The sequence below is a fragment of the Flavobacterium psychraquaticum genome (assembly GCF_034497725.1).
Taxonomy (GTDB): Bacteria; Bacteroidota; Bacteroidia; order Flavobacteriales; family Flavobacteriaceae; genus Flavobacterium; species Flavobacterium psychraquaticum.
The window spans coordinates 611,902-627,656 of sequence record NZ_JAXKVR010000030.1 but is presented as its reverse complement, the minus strand read 5'-3'; the positions used below and the strand labels follow the sequence as shown (position 1 = coordinate 627,656).

The window sequence follows — 15,755 nt, the reverse complement described above, 5'->3', positions numbered from 1 at the left end:
AACTATGAAAAAGATACTATTAAGTACATTCTTATGCCTTTCGGCAATTGGGTTCGCCCAAAAACCTATTTTTACTTCGGCGAAAATTAAAAACGCAACGGTTTACAGCAATTCCGCTGAATTAATTCATTCGGCTTCGGTTACAATTCCTTCGGGGACAAGTGAAATTGTTATTAAAAATGTAGCTGATTATATCAATGAAAATACAATCCAAATTGGTGCTCCTGCGAATGTAACCGTACTTTCGGTTCAGTTTACTCGAAATTTTATTTCAGAATATGAAATTGACGAAACCAATCCAGCAATTAAAAAAGTACGCGACAGTATTATTTTAGTCCAAAAGGAATTGGGACGAATTGCCAATGAGAAAGTATCTTATTCGAAAACCATCGATTTATTAGATAAAAATCAAACCGTAGCCGGACAAAATTCAGGTTTAAATGTTGCGGAATTGATGAAATTAGTAGATTATTATCGTACGAAAAGAAATGAATTGAGCAATACCGTTAATACGCTATTAGAAAAGGAAACAAAGCTAAACGAGAAGCTTACCCGATTGAATTCCAAGTTAGAACTGAATACACAAAAAGCGGAAAAATCATCGCAAGGAAAATTAGTTTTACAAGTGATGACTGATGTTGCTAGTTCAGTAAATCTTGAAATCAATTACATCACTAATAATGCTTCTTGGACTCCATTTTATGATTTGCGTGCCGATAATATCAATTCGCCAATCAACTTATTATACAAAGCAAAAGTGGTTCAAAATACGGGGATTGATTGGAAAAAAGTGAAACTTACATTATCAAGTGGTAATCCAAATCAAAACAACACCGCTCCTATTTTGCAAGCTTGGTTTTTACGCTATGGAAATTTAAATTATAGTTATCAAAATGACGATGTGCAATTAAATGAAGTGGTTATTTCAGCATATGCTAAAAAAGACAAAGCTGCTTCTTCAATTTCAAATTATACAACAATCAACGAAAATCAACTAAATGTTTCCTTTGATATTGATATTCCGTATGATATTTTATCGAATGGAAAAGCACATAGTGTAGCATTGAAAGAGTTAAAATTACCAGCAACTTATAAATATTACGCCGTTCCAAAAGCTGAAAAAGATGCGTTTTTATTAGCCGAAATTAAGGAGTATTCAAAATTCAATTTGTTACCAGGTGAAGCAAATATTATCTTTGAAGGAATGTATGTTGGAAAAACTAACATCAACCCGAATCAAACATCAGATACTTTGAGTTTGAGTATGGGAAGAGATAAGAAAATTGCTGTGAATCGTGAAAAAATTGTGGATAAATCGGGAACTAAATTCTTTTCTAGTTATAAAGAGCAAACGTTTACGTATGAAATTACAGTAAAAAACAACAAAAAAGAAGCAATTGATTTGTTATTAAAAGATCAATATCCAATAAGCACAGACAAAGAAATCACCATAGAGCTAACAGACAACGGAAAAGCAAAAGTAAATACCGAAACTGGAATTCTAACCTGGGATACAAAACTAAATGCAGGTGAGTATAAAAAATACCGAATCACTTACAAAGTGAAATACCCAAAAGATAAAATTATTTCTAATTTGTAAAAAGTATTCGTTAACAAAAAACCTGACCTATTTCTATCATAGGTCAGGTTTTATTTTATGTATGCCACTCGTATTTACGAAAAAAATCTATGCTCCTTAAAGTGTATTCAAAAAATTTACTAAAATCAAGACACTATCTTCTTTATCAAAATCAGTTTTGTTTGCTTTTAAAAATTCCTCAATTTTAGCTGAATGATTAGGGAATAATTTAATTAGATTTTTTTTACTATTTGGCATTTCAACAATTTCACTCTTTAATTGTAATAAATAAATGTTTGCATCTTTTTTATAATGAGTTGGAACATCTTGACTATAGGAATTAACAGCCGATTTAAATGGAACAAGCCTAATTACCTCTTTCATTAAGAAATTAACGTTTTCGTTTGTAGTTTTTGAGATTAAAAACCCTTTGAAGTTTCTGTCTTTATAAGTGTAGTCTACAACTTTATAAATTTTATTTTCATTTATAAAACTTATAGTTAAACTATCTGTTTTATACATTTGATAAATAATATTATCCCTTTTAAACTCCATTTCATCCTTTACTACATTATACCTAACATCGACTACTTGATCACCAATGACAGATATTTTTGCACTTAAAAATGCTTCTTCAATATACTGAGAACCTGCAATCTCTATACCTGTTTCGCTTACTAAAACACCTCGAAATTGATTCAAATCCAATCTTGGTATTGGAGTTTGCGCAGCTGCACTTAAATTGTAAACGAAAGTTAAAATTACTGATATTTTAAATAGATTAATCATTTTAAAAAAAATTATAGTGTTTATTTAGTTCTTCTTATGGCGCTGGATTCGGGATTAATTCCTGAATTTTTTCAATTTTAGAGATGATTTCGTCTGATAAAACCGTTTCAAAAGCAGTAATGTTTTCTTTCAATTGCTCCATCGTTGTAGCTCCAATAATTGTTGCAGTAACAAATTTCTGACGATTCACAAAAGCTAAAGCCATTTGTGTTAATGTCAAGCCATTTGCATCTGCTAATTCTTGGTATAATTTAGTCGCTTTAAAAGAATTTTCATTGGTATAACGCACGAAATTTGGAAATAACTTCATCCGAGAATTTTCAGGCAAACCATTTGCATATTTTCCAGATAAAACGCCAAAAGCTAAAGGAGAATAAGCTAATAAACCAACGTTTTCACGCATTCCAATTTCAGACAAACCAACTTCATACAATCTATTTAACAATGAAAACGGATTTTGAATGGTTGAAATTCTTGGCAAACCGTGTTTTTCACTTTCCATTAAAAATCGCATTACGCCCCACGGATTTTCATTAGAAAGTCCAATGTGTTTTATTTTTCCTTCTTTGATTAAACCATCATAAACCGTTAAAACAGCAGAAATATTATCTTGCCATTTCGTATCTAATTCCTGAACACCTCTTTTTTGGAACATATTCATCACACGTTCCGGCCAATGCATTTGATACAAATCAATAGTATCAACTTGCAGGTTTTTCAGACTTAATTCAACAGCTTCGGTGATGCTTTTCTTGGAGAAATCTAAAGGTTTACGAATGTATTCCATTCCGCGATTGGGACCAGCAATTTTTGTTGCAATTACCAATTTATCTCTTTCGGCTTGACCGATTTTCTTTATCCAAGTTCCAATATGCCGCTCTGTACTTCCAAAAATTTGGGCGTTTCCTCCTATCGGATACATTTCTGCCGTGTCAATAAAATTAATTCCTTTTTCCTTGGCAAAATCCAATTGCGAATGCGATTCACTTTCGGAGTTTTGATTGCCAAAAGTCATCGTGCCCAAGCAAATTTCACTAATTTGTAAATCGGTATTTGGTAATGTTGTATAATTCATTTTATAAGATTCTAGAAGTAAAATCCAAAGTTACAAAGTTTGACCCAAAAAAAAAGGCTTGAGTTTTAAATTCAAACCTTTTTATTGTATTTTAAAGAAATATTATAAGTCGTTTAATATTTTAGAAATCTCATCTAACTTTGGCGTTAAAATAATTTCAATTCTTCTGTTTTTCGCTTTCCCTTCAGCCGTTTCATTCAACATCAAAGGAGCAAATTCACCACGACCAGCAGCGGTTAAATTTTTCTTGTCAATTGATTTATTTTCAACCAAGATATTTACAATTGCAGTCGCGCGTTTTGTAGATAAATCCCAGTTGTTTTCAACGCCTCCACCAATAGTTCCAGTAATTTTGTCATTATCGGTGTGTCCTTCGATTAAAACCGAAATTTCCGAATTTTGACCTAATACATCTCCTAACGCTTTTACAGCTTTTTTCCCTTCGGCACCTACAATCCAACTACCAGAATCGAATAATAATTTATTTTCCATAGAAACATAAACCTTTCCATTTCTTTGCTCAACAGTTAAACCTTTTCCTTCAAAGGCATTTAAAGCTTTTGATAAACTTTCTTTAAGCTTTCTCATTGAAGCCTCTTGGCTATCGATCATTTTTTCCAATTCGGCTAAACGAGAAGAAGATGCTTCTAGATCTTTTTTCAATTTATTTAAACGATCTTGCTCTGCTGTTAATGCTTTCTGTTTTGCTTCTAACTCTGCTAATAATTGTCTGTTTTTGTTAATATTTGCTTCTAAAGCTTCGTTACTGTCTTTTTCTAAAGCCGAATACGAAGCTTTTAAATTATCATAACTCTTTTTTGTTGCCGCATAATCAGCCGCTAACTTATCACGTTCTGCTTTAGTTTTGTCAAAATCAGCTTGTAATTTATTTCTATCTAACTCTAACTGATTTTTCTCGGTTTTTAAAGTACCGTTTTCATCCGATAAAGCATTGTGTTCTTTCTTTAAATCAGCATATTTGTTTTCTAAATCTTGATAGATTTTTTTAGAAACACAAGAGGTAGTTAAACTTAAAACTACGCAGGCTAAGGCAATTTTTTTTATCATTTGTTTTATTGTTTCGGATTTGTTTTGTTTCAAGATGAAACAGATTATGAATTTTATGAAATAGCTTTTATGCTAGCATTTAATTAGTGATTTCGACTAAAACCGGACAATGATCAGAATGTTTCGCTTCAGGCAGAATCAAAGCTCTTTGAATTTTACTTTTCAAAGGTTCAGAAACTAAACAATAGTCAATTCTCCATCCCTTATTATTGTTTCGGGCATTTGCTCTATAACTCCACCAACTATAATTGTGTGGTTCTTTGTTAAATAATCGAAAGGTATCGATAAATCCATTTTCCATAAAACCATCCAACCACGCACGTTCTTCAGGTAAAAAACCAGAAACTTTTGCATTTCTAATTGGATCGTGAATATCAATTGCTTGATGACAAATGTTATAATCGCCACAAATCACTAGGTTTGGAACTTCTTTTTTCAAATCAGTGATGTAGTTTTGAAAATCATCCATATAGGTAAATTTATATTCTAATCGATCAATATTCGTGCCAGATGGCAAGTACAAACTCATTACCGAAAGTTCTTCAAAATCTACACGCAAATTTCGTCCTTCAAAATCCATCTGTGGAATCCCTGTTCCAAAAACGATGTTTTTGGGTTCTATTTTAGACAAAACCGCTACACCACTATATCCCTTTTTCTGAGCAGAGAAGTAATATTGATACGGATAGCCTGCAGCCGCGATGGCTTCTGTTGGAATTTGATCTTCGTTAGCTTTAATTTCTTGTAAACAAATGACGTCAGGATTAGCTTGTTGCAACCAATCTAAAAAGCCTTTAGTAATAGCGGCCCTGATACCATTAACATTATAGGATATAATTTTCATCTTTATTCTAGCTTTCGACCAAAAGTACTAAAAAGGAACGGAATACTAAAACCTGAAATGAGAGATTTTATAACAAATTAAAAATAAGTTAAATAACAAAAAAGCGGTTTTAATTCTACCATCATATAGCCTAAAATTCAACATAATTATTATCTTTGTTTCTTGCTCAAAAACAAATAATAAATGGGTTTAGTTACTGCTAAAGAAGTTGCCAAAGCGATTAACGCTGATAAATACGGAGTTTTCGGAACTTTTTCTGGCTGGCTATTGATGAAAGTGCTTAAAATTTCTGCGTTAAATAAATTGTATGACCGACACAAGCATTTAAAAGATGTTGCGTTCCTGAATGCAATTTTAGACGATTTACAGATTAAGTTCGAAATTCCAGAAGAAGATTTAAAACGTTTGCCGAAAGACGGTGCTTACATTACCATTTCAAATCATCCTTTAGGAGGAATTGACGGTATTTTGTTGTTGAAATTAATGCTTGAAAAAGAGCCAAATTTCAAAATTATAGCTAACTTTTTACTACATCGTATTGAACCGTTAAAGCCCTACATAATGCCTGTTAATCCTTTTGAAAACCATAAGGATGTGAAATCTAGTGTAGTCGGAATTAAAGAAACATTACGACATCTAAGCGATGGAAAGCCTTTAGGTATATTTCCGGCGGGTGAAGTTTCCACTTATAAAGACGGCAAATTAGTTGTAGACAAACCATGGGAAGAAGGCGCAATAAAAGTAATTAGAAAGGCGCAAGTTCCGGTAGTTCCAATTTATTTTCATGCTAAAAATAGTCGTTTATTTTATTTCTTATCTAAAATTAATAGTACGCTTCGAACTGCGAAATTACCGAGTGAATTAAATACTCAAAAAAATAGAGTTATTAAAGTTCGTGTTGGAAAACCTATTTCTGTTGCAGAGCAAAATGAATACAAAGACATTGAAAGTTATGGCGAATTCTTAAGAAAGAAAACCTATATGCTTTCTAATTCTTTTGAAGAAGATAATAAAATTCATTTGCCTAAATTGTCCATTCCAAAATCGCCAAAACAAATTGCTAAACCAGCCAATCATAGTGAGATTTTAGAAGAAATGGCTTTTTTAAAAGAAGGCGATTATCGTTTATTACAAAGCAAAAATTATGAAGTTTATTTTGTAACGGCTGATAAAATTCCGAATATTTTACACGAAATTGGTCGTTTAAGAGAAATTACTTTTAGAGAAGTAGGCGAAGGAACCAACGAGTCATTAGATCTTGACGAGTATGATAAATATTATCACCACATGTTTTTATGGGACGAAGAAGCACAATGTATTGCTGGTGCTTATCGTATGGGATTAGGCTCTCATATTTATCCAAAATATGGAATTGATGGTTTTTATTTGCACGAATTATTTCGTTTTGAACCAGAATTATATGATATGATGAGCAAATCCATTGAAATGGGAAGGGCTTTTATTATCAAAGAATACCAACTGAAACCGATGCCGTTATTTTTATTATGGAAAGGAATTGTGCACACAACGTTGCATCATCCGGAACATAAATATTTAATTGGTGGTGTAAGCATTAGCAATCAGTTTTCGAATTTTTCGAAATCGTTGATGATTGAATTTATGAAATCGCACTATTACGATCCTTATATTGCGCAATATATTCATCCAAAAAAAGAATATAAAGTAAAACTAAAAGACGCTGACAAAGATTTCGTTTTCAATGAAACTGAAGCCGATTTAAATAAGTTTGATAAAATTATTGATGAGATTGAACCAGGGAATTTACGTTTACCTGTTTTAATAAAGAAATACATCAAACAAAACGCAAGAGTTGTTGCTTTTAATGTAGATCCACTGTTTAATAATGCTATTGATGGTTTAATGTACATAAGAATTGCAGACTTACCCGAAAGCACCGTAAAACCAGTTATGGAGGAATTTCAAGCAGAATTAGAGCGCAAAGAAAAAGGTTAATATAAAGAGAAAGGCTTACAAAATTTGTAAGCCTTTTTTATTTCCAAATACTTTGTTTTACAATCTCATCCCAAGAATGTTCTTGTACGAATAAAATCAATCTTATCATATGATAAACCATTAAAAAAGCCGCTAAAAAATAGGCCAGCTTTCGGTTATAAAACCATTTTCTAAAATAGACCTTTTTTGTTTTTAATTCCAATAGAAAAAGCACAATTATAAACAAACAGAATCCAACTACTAAAGGTCCTAAAACATGAAAGCTAATGCTTTTTAACCAATCGCCATCGTAAAAATAAACTAATGATTTCGTAATACCACAAGAAGGACAAGGAAAACCAGTTAGTGCTTTTAACGGGCAAAAGGATTGCTCACTATCTAATGAATTGTTAGTGTTTTGCAACCATAAAACAAAAGGTATTACAAGTGTTAATACTGCACCTGTAATACCTAAAATTCTATTTGTAACGAAATCTTTGATTAGTAAAGTCTATTGATATCACCTTGAACAATCATTGCTGCTGCAAAAGGGAAGAACAAACCTAAAATAATTAACAATGTAGATTGGTCTTTATCTAATTCTCCTGTTCTTTTATACACATTTGGCAAACCTTCTTTACCCATTATATAGTAAAAATAAATGTTTACAGGCATACAACAGCCTGAAAAAACAGCTACTGGAGTAGATAAAACTTCTCTGCCAGAAACTGCATTTATTACTTCCGATACCTTAATATTCCAGTAGATTAAATACAATCCACAAGTAATAAAACTTAATAATAATACCATAATTGGGTCCACTTTGAAAACCGGAATATTTCCGTTTGGCTGATTCCATTTTTCTGGTTGGTTTGTTACTTCCATTTGTTTTTGTTTTTTGATTAGTTGGCTAAATTATAAAAATATTCCTTATAAGTACTATTTGTACGAATTTGTTACAAATTATTCGCTAATGATTTTATTTTATCTGCAATCGTTTGCGCTAATTTCTGATGGCTTTCGAACGTCCAACCAGCAATATGTGGTGTTAACAATACATTTTTAGCTTGCAATAAGTATTCAAAAGCTTTCGGTTTTTCACCTTCAAAAAGTGTTTCAAAGGATAATTTTTCATATTCTAAAACATCTAAACCTGCTCCTTTTATCTTTCCTGATTGTAAGGCTTCCACTAAATCATCTGTAACAACTGAATTTCCTCTAGCGGTATTGATTAACCAAAATGGTTTCTTGAATGTGGAAATAAAATCTTTATTCACCATTTTATCAGTTTCTGGCGTCAAAGGCGTATGCAGACTCAATACATCTGTTTGTTCTCGTAATTCGGCTAAACTTACTTGAGTGGCATTTGCATCGCCAACGTTAGGTAGAATATCATAACACAAAACTTTTACATCAAATCCGCTTAATTTCTTGGCGAATGATTTTCCCATATTGCCATAACCAATAATTCCTACGGTTTTACCCTCTAATTCGTGGCCACGATTGGCTTCGCGTTTCCATTGTCCTGATTTAATTTCGTTATTGGCAATGTTTAAATTGTTAAAAAGTGCTAATAACATCCCAAGTGCGTGTTCTCCTACTGCATTCGCATTTCCTTCCGGAGCAGCGATTAAATGAATTCCATTCGCAATAGCGTAATCACAGTCAATACTTTCTAACCCTGCACCAACTCTGGCAATGAATTTCAAATTTGTGGCTTTATCTAAAAAAGTTTTATCAATTTTAAAACGGCTTCTAATCACAATACCGTGATAATTTTCAATTTTAATTTCAACTTCTTGTTTGGTCGAATTGAAATCAGTTTCGTTCTGAAAACCCGCTTGTTCTAGTTGCTCCCAAAGTGAGGGATGATTGCTATCGATATGAAGTATTTTAATGTCTGAAGTTTTCATTTTTTCAAATTAAGGTATAAAAATACAAGAAAATATAATCCAAAAAAAATGAGGCCCACTAGACCTCACTTTACTTTTTTACATATTCAACCAAGTTTCCGGATTTAGCGTCGTAGTATTCTGAAGCACTAAAAACTTAATTACTGCTCTGCCTGAGGAGTCGGTGTGAATGGTTCCGATATTTTGTTTGATGCTAACTTTTTGTCCTTTCGAAACATTTACCGAAGATAAATTCAAATAAACCGTAATAAAATCTCCGTGTTGAATGTAAACGGCTTTGTTATTTGTTGAAATAACCTGAACCTGTAAAACTTCTCCGCTAAAAACTGCTCTTGCTGAAGATCCAGGTTTTGTAGAAATCTCTACTCCACTATTATGAATTGTTAAATTTGTATGAATTGGATGCGGTTGATCGCCATGTTTTAAAGAAATATATCCATCTACAACCGGCCAAGGTAATTTACCTTTATTCGCTTTGAAATTATCTGAAACTACTTTGCCTTCTGCCGATAATACAAATTTTGATGCCGCAGCTGTTCCCGATTTTGGAGCAACTGTCCCCGCTTTTGCAGCATTTCGTTTATTAGCAGCCGCAATTTCATCGGCGATTAATTTTTTGATTTTTGCGTCAATTCCACGCGCCTCTTTTTGTTTTTTATCAATTTCCGCAGCTAATTTCTTTTTATCTTTTTGAATAGATTTAACCAAGCGTTCTTGTTCTTTCTTCTCTTGTTCTAAAGCTATTTTTTCTTTTTCAGTTTCCTGTAAAACCTTTTCTTTTTGTTTTTTACTTACTTGCAAACTTTTTTCAGCTACTTCTAATCGATCTTGTTTTACTTTAATTTCATCACCTTGCATTTTTCTAAAACCTGCATATTGCTTCATGTATTGAATGCGCTTATAAGCTTGAAGAAAGCTTTCAGAAGATAAAACAAACATTACTCTACTTTGATCGTTACGGCTTTTGTATGATTTTACAATCATTTTTTCGTAATCTTCTTTTAGTACTTTTAACTCTCTGTTTAATTTATTAAGCTCCAGTTGCGTTAAATAAATATCATCCGTTAACAAACGCGTTTGTTTTGCTGTGGTTTTTAATAACTGTTGTCTTAAGCTAATTAGGTTAACTTGCTGCATAATTTGACCTAAAACCGTTTTTTCTTTTTTCTTTTCTGATTCTAATCGTACTTTATTATCCGCTATTTCCTTTAAAATTTGCGCTTTTTTCTCTTCTAACTTTTGTTGCTCAGATGACTGTGCAAAAGCTATAGAAGTGATAAAAAAGAAGAGAAGTGTTTTTAAAAAATGGCTCATGCACTTTGGGTTTTTACAAAGGTAGTTTTTGTTTTAATAAAATGAAATATTAATCGATTTCAATTGCCTTGTAATCACGTGGAATTGAATAAGAATAACTCAAATCTTCATTAAATGTTGTATTCTTGTAGTCAATATCAATAGAAACGTTATCTTTTTGAATAGCATTAATACTAATTTTATTCGGTAAGAAAATCTTATTCACTTCTTGATGTGACGGATATTCAATTACTAAAGCTCTATTTTTGCTTTCTTGCGAAATCGTTTCTTTCTTCAATAAATAATTAGCAGCTTCAAAGTAGAAGTCTTTTGAAATATCGTCATTACTTGGCTTGGTTAAACGGAATAATTTCTGGCTAATTTCAGCAATCCATTTGTCTTTTGTTAAATCGTCAATGGCTCTACCGAGAAATAAATTCTGTGCTTTTTGAAAATCTAAATCAGTTCCTAACCAATTGCTCAAAATCCTAAAATCACCTTCAAAATAAGTGCCGTTTATCTTTTCGTAATAACTCACTTTTGTAGGTGTAATCAAAGCTTTTGCCATGGGAATTCCAAAGAATTTAATATTGATCCAAATAATTTCATCCTTCTTAATTCGAATATCCGCACTTAAAGAATGTGATTGTTTAGCATCTTCATATTTAGCATTTGCTCGAATATTAAGAGTTTTGAAATCGTATTGATTCGCATAATGGCCTTTGATAATCTGAGAAACTTCGGTATTGTCACTTGCTGCTGCAGTTGCAACAGTTTGTTTAGATTTACAACCTGCTAAAAACAAAATTAAAAAGGCGGATAAGACTATTCTCATTGTTATTTTACTTGTTTTAATTTATTGGAATACAATTGTTTTTTTGCGACATCGTTCAGTTTTTCACAACTAATAATTAATTGGGTGTAAAAATCTCTTTCAATTGCATTATTATCCACTACAAAATCTAAGCCGCTTTCTAAAAAGTCTTTCGCTTTTTTAAACTGACTGATTTTATTACTAGCAAATCCGGCATAAAAATAAAAACTCGGTTGGGTTGGATACAATTCTAAAAAATCTTCTGCTTTTGGAATTATCGCTATATAATCTTCTTTTTGAATCAAAACATTCAAATAATATTCCATCAATTCAACATCTTGAGCATTTGCTTTTAATGCTTTTTCAAAATAGTAGATTGCCTTTTCGAAGTCTTTTTTGGTCCAAAAGAACTTCCCAACTTCTTTAGAAACATTCAAATCAGCGTCCGACCTAAAATAAGGAATCGCTTCATCAACATCTTTAAAAAATTCAGGATTTTTTATCGCAAATATTAAAAACTCATTGAAAACACGGTGTTTAATTTTTAAATCAATTTTATCATTTCCAAGCACTTTAAACATCGATTGGGAAGCGTTAGTTCCTTCGTTTTTGTCCAGATAAAATTTCACTAAAGTTACGTGCGCCCAATCAGAATTTGGAATTTCTTTTTCTAAGCGTTTCGCAACATCAAAAGCTTTATCTTCCTGATTGAAACTGGTGTATAAAACAATTAAATCAATATAATTTTGTTCGTATTTCGGATTCTTCTTGATGCCTTCTTCTAAAGTTTCTTTTTTAGGCTTCGCAAATTCACTCGATTCTTCGATTTTAAGTTTGTAAAACTCCATCGTTGTGGTTAAATGAGAAGTGGCTTGCATTTCTTTCAACAAGTTTAAAGCTTTCTCTTTTTGATTGGTATTCATATAAAGCGACACCAAATCTTCTCTCATATTGGGATCAAATTCGATCAGTTTTTGAACAATAGGAATCGATTTTTCGAAATCTCTTGTTTGATAATAAATATCATACAAACCATTCCAATACCAACGTTGCTTATTATCAAGTTCAACTGCTTTTTTGAACGCGGTTTCTGCTTCGATGTAATTTTTTAAGTCCAATTGGTTTTTACCCAATTCATAATAAAAAGCTGCATTTTTTGGTTCTTTTTCGATGCATTTTTGAATTGCAATTATAGCTTTGTCATAATTTTCTATGCCTCGTTGTTCCAATGCTGTGTAAAAATCATCCTCAATTTTATCGTTTACTAATGCAATATCATCTGGGTTTTCTTGTGCAAAAGTATAGTTTCCATAACCAAAAGTTATGAAAAGCAGATAAAAGGTAATAAAGGTGATTTTTCTCATTGCATTTTTATGTTGAAATTATTCTAAAACCGAATAATCGCCAATACTAATACTTGTGAAATTTCCATCATAATTCACATGATTTCCAATCATCGCGTTGTCTAATTTGGCATTTTTAATATGCGAATGTGTTTGGACTAAACTATTTTTTATTGTCGAATCAATTACGTGGCAACCTTTTCCTAAAGAAACATTAGGGCCAACCGTAGCATTAACTAACACTACGTCTTCACCAATATAACAAGGAGGAATAATGGTCGAATTTTCTTGTTTCAGATCGTAATCAATCAAATGCTCGCCATCATTGTGTAAAAATCCTAACATTCTGGTATTGGTATCAACCGTGACATCTTTATTGCCACAATCCATCCATTCGTCGACTTTTCCGGGAACAAATTTCATACCTTTTGCCATCATTTGTTTGATTCCATCGTTGATTTGGTATTCGCCACCGTGAATAATATTATTGTCGATAACCAACTGTAATTCTTCTTTCAAAACCGCAACATCTTTGAAATAATAAATGCCAATAACGGCTAAATCGGAAACAAATTCCTTTGGTTTTTCGACTAATTCCACGATTTCATTCGATTGATTTAGGTTGATTACTCCAAACGCTTCTGGCTTATCAACTTGTTTTACCCAAATTACGCTATCGGCTGAAGTATCTAAATCGAAATCAGCACGAATTAAAGTATCCGCATAAGCAATAACTGCTGGACCACTCAAAGAATCTTTGGCACACATAATTGCGTGACCTGTTCCTAGAGCTTCATTTTGATAATAAATGGTTCCTTTTGCACCTAATTTTTGGGCAATCGCAATTAATTCTTCTTCTACTTTTTTACCAAAACTTTCGTGAATGATAAAAGCGACTTCTTCAATTTTTTGATTTAAAACCCCTGCAATATCTTCCACTAAACGGTGAACAATTGGTTTTCCTGCAACCGGGATTAATGGTTTTGGAACGGTTAATGTATGTGGGCGAAGGCGTGAACCACGACCTGCCATTGGTACTATTATTTTCATAAAAAGTATGTTGTATATTGTAATTTGTATATTGACTATTTAACTCCGGTGCTTCCGAAACCGCCTTCGCCTCTTGCTGTTTCTGATAATTCAGCAACTTCTAACCATTCTGCTCTTTCATGTTTGGCGATGATTAACTGAGCAATTCTTTCTCCGTTTTCGATTACGAAATCTTCATTTGATAAATTTACTAAAATTACTCCAATTTCGCCACGATAATCGGCATCAACTGTTCCGGGAGAATTTAAAACGGTAATTCCTTTTTTGAAAGCCAAACCACTTCTTGGTCTTACTTGTGCTTCATAGCCAATTGGTAATTCAATGAAAAGTCCGGTTTTTACTAACGCTCTTTCTAATGATTTTAGTGTAATTGGTTCTGTAATATTAGCACGTAAATCCATTCCTGCCGATGCAATCGTTTCGTAATTAGGTAATTCGTGCGTAGATTTATTGATGATTTTGATTTGCATATTCAATTTATTATGATGTATTATTGGAAAACAGATTAGAGAAATTTGAGAAAATTTTCTTCTTATATCTCAATATAAAAATATTATTTTCGTTTTAAAATGGTTAAAATGGTTTGCTTTTCGTTTTTATAAATAAAATAGCTAAAAAAGATAATGGCTAAAATACCAAAAATATAGGTTTCTCTAAGTATTGGAATGTAAAAAGAAATGGCTGATAACAGAATCGCTAACCCCAAATAACTTCCGATTTTTTTCAAATCGTACGGAATTGGATAATATTTATTTCCTAAATAATAAGAAATTACCATCATAGTACCGTAAGCCGTAATTGTGGCAACGGCACTTCCCATATAACTCCAAATTGGTATCAGCAAGAAATTTAAAAGTAAGGTAATTATCGCACCGACAATCGAAATGTACATTCCCATTTTTGTTTTGTCGATTAATTTATACCAAACGGACAAATTGGTATAAATTCCTAAAAAAAAGTTTGCCAAAACAATCAAAGGCACCACTTTTATAGCTGGCCAATAGTCACTGTTTTCAATTAATATTATTTTCAACACATCAATAAATACTACAATACAAAGCGTCATTAACGAACCCACAATTACAAAATATTTGGTCACTTCTGCAAAAGTTGTAGTTGCATTTTCTTCTTTAGCGTGATTGAAAAAGAAGGGTTCAATTCCTAAACTATAAGCCGTTCGGAACAAAACCATAAACAATCCTAATTTATAACAAGCGCCATAAGCGCCAATATCTGCTTTAGAAACATTGAAAATATCTAATAAAATTTTATCTAAATGTTCGTTTATTCCGAAAGCTAAACCTGCGATTAGGATTGGATACCCATATTTCAACATTTGAATCCAAAGCACTTTGTTGAAAATCCATTTTAGTTTGATGTAATCTGGCAAAAAACAAAGCAATGTGGCTAAACTTGCGAATACATTAGCTAATAAAACATAACCAATTTGGAAATTTTCTACATAAAAGGAGGCTAAAATCGAATCCGGATTAGCCGTTACTATCTTCGGTAAAAAGTATAAAAAGAAAAAGTTTAACCCTAAATTCAGACCTACATTTAGAAATTTTATAATTGCAAAAAGTTTCGGTCGTTGGAAAGCTCTTAATTTTGCAAATGGAATTGTACTTAATGCATCTAAAACCAATATCCAAATGGCATAAATTACATAATCTACTTTAACCTCTAGAAGCGTTGAAATATTTTCTCTTGCAAATAATGCAATAACTAGAAAAACTAAAGAAGTCCAAAAAACAGATAAAGTCGAAGTTTCTACCACCGAATCTTTATCTGTTTCTTTGTTGTAAAATCTAAAAAAAGACGTTTCCATTCCATAGGAAAGCAACACGTTTAGAAAAACCATATAAGCCATTAAGGTCGTAATTTCTCCATAATTTGCTGGTTCCATTATATCAGTATGCAAGCGCACTAATAAGAAACTCAACATTCTCGGCAAAACTGTGGCTATGCCATAAATTGCAGTTTGTTTGAAAAGACTTTTATATAAACTCAATGGATTTCGTTTTAAAGGACAAA

At 32.1% G+C, this 15,755-nt stretch carries 15 protein-coding genes; 2 read left to right on the top strand and 13 right to left on the bottom strand.

Going from position 1 to position 15,755, the window contains the following annotated elements:
- Positions 1-4 precede the first annotated feature (4 nt).
- A complete protein-coding gene (locus tag T1L09_RS12590) occupies positions 5-1,600 on the top strand; it encodes a DUF4139 domain-containing protein (protein ID WP_322551320.1) in 1,596 nt (531 codons plus the stop codon).
- A gap of 96 nt (positions 1,601-1,696) precedes the next feature.
- Here T1L09_RS12590 and T1L09_RS12585 read toward each other — a convergent pair whose 3' ends face one another.
- From T1L09_RS12585 to T1L09_RS12570, 4 genes are all read right to left on the bottom strand, one after another.
- A complete protein-coding gene (locus T1L09_RS12585; RefSeq protein ID WP_322551319.1) occupies positions 1,697-2,368 on the bottom strand; it encodes a hypothetical protein in 672 nt (223 codons plus the stop codon).
- A 34-nt stretch (positions 2,369-2,402) separates the two neighbouring features.
- Positions 2,403-3,443, bottom strand: coding sequence for an aldo/keto reductase (locus tag T1L09_RS12580; protein WP_322551318.1), 1,041 nt, complete (start codon positions 3,441-3,443; stop codon positions 2,403-2,405).
- A gap of 102 nt (positions 3,444-3,545) precedes the next feature.
- Positions 3,546-4,511, bottom strand: coding sequence for an OmpA family protein (locus tag T1L09_RS12575; protein WP_322551317.1), 966 nt, complete (start codon positions 4,509-4,511; stop codon positions 3,546-3,548).
- Positions 4,512-4,590: 79 nt separating this feature from the next.
- On the bottom strand, positions 4,591-5,355 hold the full coding sequence (locus tag T1L09_RS12570) for an exodeoxyribonuclease III (RefSeq protein WP_322551316.1): 765 nt from the start codon (positions 5,353-5,355) through the stop codon (positions 4,591-4,593).
- Positions 5,356-5,538: 183 nt separating this feature from the next.
- Here T1L09_RS12570 and T1L09_RS12565 point away from each other — a divergent pair, with 183 nt between their 5' ends.
- Positions 5,539-7,329: a lysophospholipid acyltransferase family protein gene (locus T1L09_RS12565; RefSeq protein WP_322551315.1), complete on the top strand. Its 1,791-nt coding sequence runs from the start codon at positions 5,539-5,541 to the stop codon at positions 7,327-7,329.
- 37 nt (positions 7,330-7,366) lie between these two features.
- Here the strand turns inward: T1L09_RS12565 and T1L09_RS12560 are convergent, their stop codons facing one another.
- From T1L09_RS12560 to T1L09_RS12520, 9 genes are all read right to left on the bottom strand, one after another.
- Complete coding sequence (locus T1L09_RS12560; RefSeq protein ID WP_322551314.1) at positions 7,367-7,732, bottom strand: DUF2752 domain-containing protein; 366 nt, start codon at positions 7,730-7,732, stop codon at positions 7,367-7,369.
- Positions 7,733-7,809: 77 nt separating this feature from the next.
- On the bottom strand, positions 7,810-8,193 hold the full coding sequence (locus T1L09_RS12555) for a DUF4234 domain-containing protein (RefSeq protein WP_322551313.1): 384 nt from the start codon (positions 8,191-8,193) through the stop codon (positions 7,810-7,812).
- Positions 8,194-8,264: 71 nt separating this feature from the next.
- Positions 8,265-9,221 (bottom strand): 2-hydroxyacid dehydrogenase, encoded by a 957-nt coding sequence (locus T1L09_RS12550; protein WP_322551312.1) that lies wholly within the window; start codon positions 9,219-9,221, stop codon positions 8,265-8,267.
- Between the two features lie 78 nt (positions 9,222-9,299).
- A complete protein-coding gene (locus T1L09_RS12545; RefSeq protein WP_322551311.1) occupies positions 9,300-10,535 on the bottom strand; it encodes a murein hydrolase activator EnvC family protein in 1,236 nt (411 codons plus the stop codon).
- A gap of 49 nt (positions 10,536-10,584) precedes the next feature.
- On the bottom strand, positions 10,585-11,349 hold the full coding sequence (gene lolB1 / locus T1L09_RS12540; protein ID WP_322551310.1) for a lipoprotein insertase outer membrane protein LolB1: 765 nt from the start codon (positions 11,347-11,349) through the stop codon (positions 10,585-10,587).
- 2 nt (positions 11,350-11,351) lie between these two features.
- Positions 11,352-12,692, bottom strand: a complete 1,341-nt coding sequence (locus T1L09_RS12535) for a tetratricopeptide repeat protein (RefSeq protein ID WP_322551309.1) — start codon at positions 12,690-12,692, stop codon at positions 11,352-11,354.
- 18 nt (positions 12,693-12,710) lie between these two features.
- A complete protein-coding gene (locus T1L09_RS12530) occupies positions 12,711-13,721 on the bottom strand; it encodes a sugar phosphate nucleotidyltransferase (protein ID WP_322551308.1) in 1,011 nt (336 codons plus the stop codon).
- 35 nt (positions 13,722-13,756) lie between these two features.
- Entirely contained in the window at positions 13,757-14,191 is a 435-nt protein-coding gene (dut, locus tag T1L09_RS12525; RefSeq protein WP_322551307.1) for a dUTP diphosphatase, read from the bottom strand.
- Positions 14,192-14,274: 83 nt separating this feature from the next.
- Entirely contained in the window at positions 14,275-15,732 is a 1,458-nt protein-coding gene (locus T1L09_RS12520; protein WP_322551306.1) for a lipopolysaccharide biosynthesis protein, read from the bottom strand.
- Between the last annotated feature and the right edge of the window lie 23 nt (positions 15,733-15,755).

Coding starts and splice junctions, on each gene's coding strand:
- T1L09_RS12575 (WP_322551317.1), bottom strand. CDS start 4,511: ATGATAAAAAAAATTGCCTTAGCCTGCGTAGTTTTAAGTTTAACTACC.
- dut (WP_322551307.1), bottom strand. CDS start 14,191: ATGCAAATCAAAATCATCAATAAATCTACGCACGAATTACCTAATTAC.
- T1L09_RS12585 (WP_322551319.1), bottom strand. CDS start 2,368: ATGATTAATCTATTTAAAATATCAGTAATTTTAACTTTCGTTTACAAT.
- T1L09_RS12580 (WP_322551318.1), bottom strand. CDS start 3,443: ATGAATTATACAACATTACCAAATACCGATTTACAAATTAGTGAAATT.
- T1L09_RS12530 (WP_322551308.1), bottom strand. CDS start 13,721: ATGAAAATAATAGTACCAATGGCAGGTCGTGGTTCACGCCTTCGCCCA.
- T1L09_RS12545 (WP_322551311.1), bottom strand. CDS start 10,535: ATGAGCCATTTTTTAAAAACACTTCTCTTCTTTTTTATCACTTCTATA.
- T1L09_RS12555 (WP_322551313.1), bottom strand. CDS start 8,193: ATGGAAGTAACAAACCAACCAGAAAAATGGAATCAGCCAAACGGAAAT.
- T1L09_RS12535 (WP_322551309.1), bottom strand. CDS start 12,692: ATGAGAAAAATCACCTTTATTACCTTTTATCTGCTTTTCATAACTTTT.
- T1L09_RS12590 (WP_322551320.1), top strand. CDS start 5: ATGAAAAAGATACTATTAAGTACATTCTTATGCCTTTCGGCAATTGGG.
- T1L09_RS12550 (WP_322551312.1), bottom strand. CDS start 9,221: ATGAAAACTTCAGACATTAAAATACTTCATATCGATAGCAATCATCCC.
- lolB1 (WP_322551310.1), bottom strand. CDS start 11,349: ATGAGAATAGTCTTATCCGCCTTTTTAATTTTGTTTTTAGCAGGTTGT.
- T1L09_RS12565 (WP_322551315.1), top strand. CDS start 5,539: ATGGGTTTAGTTACTGCTAAAGAAGTTGCCAAAGCGATTAACGCTGAT.
- T1L09_RS12570 (WP_322551316.1), bottom strand. CDS start 5,355: ATGAAAATTATATCCTATAATGTTAATGGTATCAGGGCCGCTATTACT.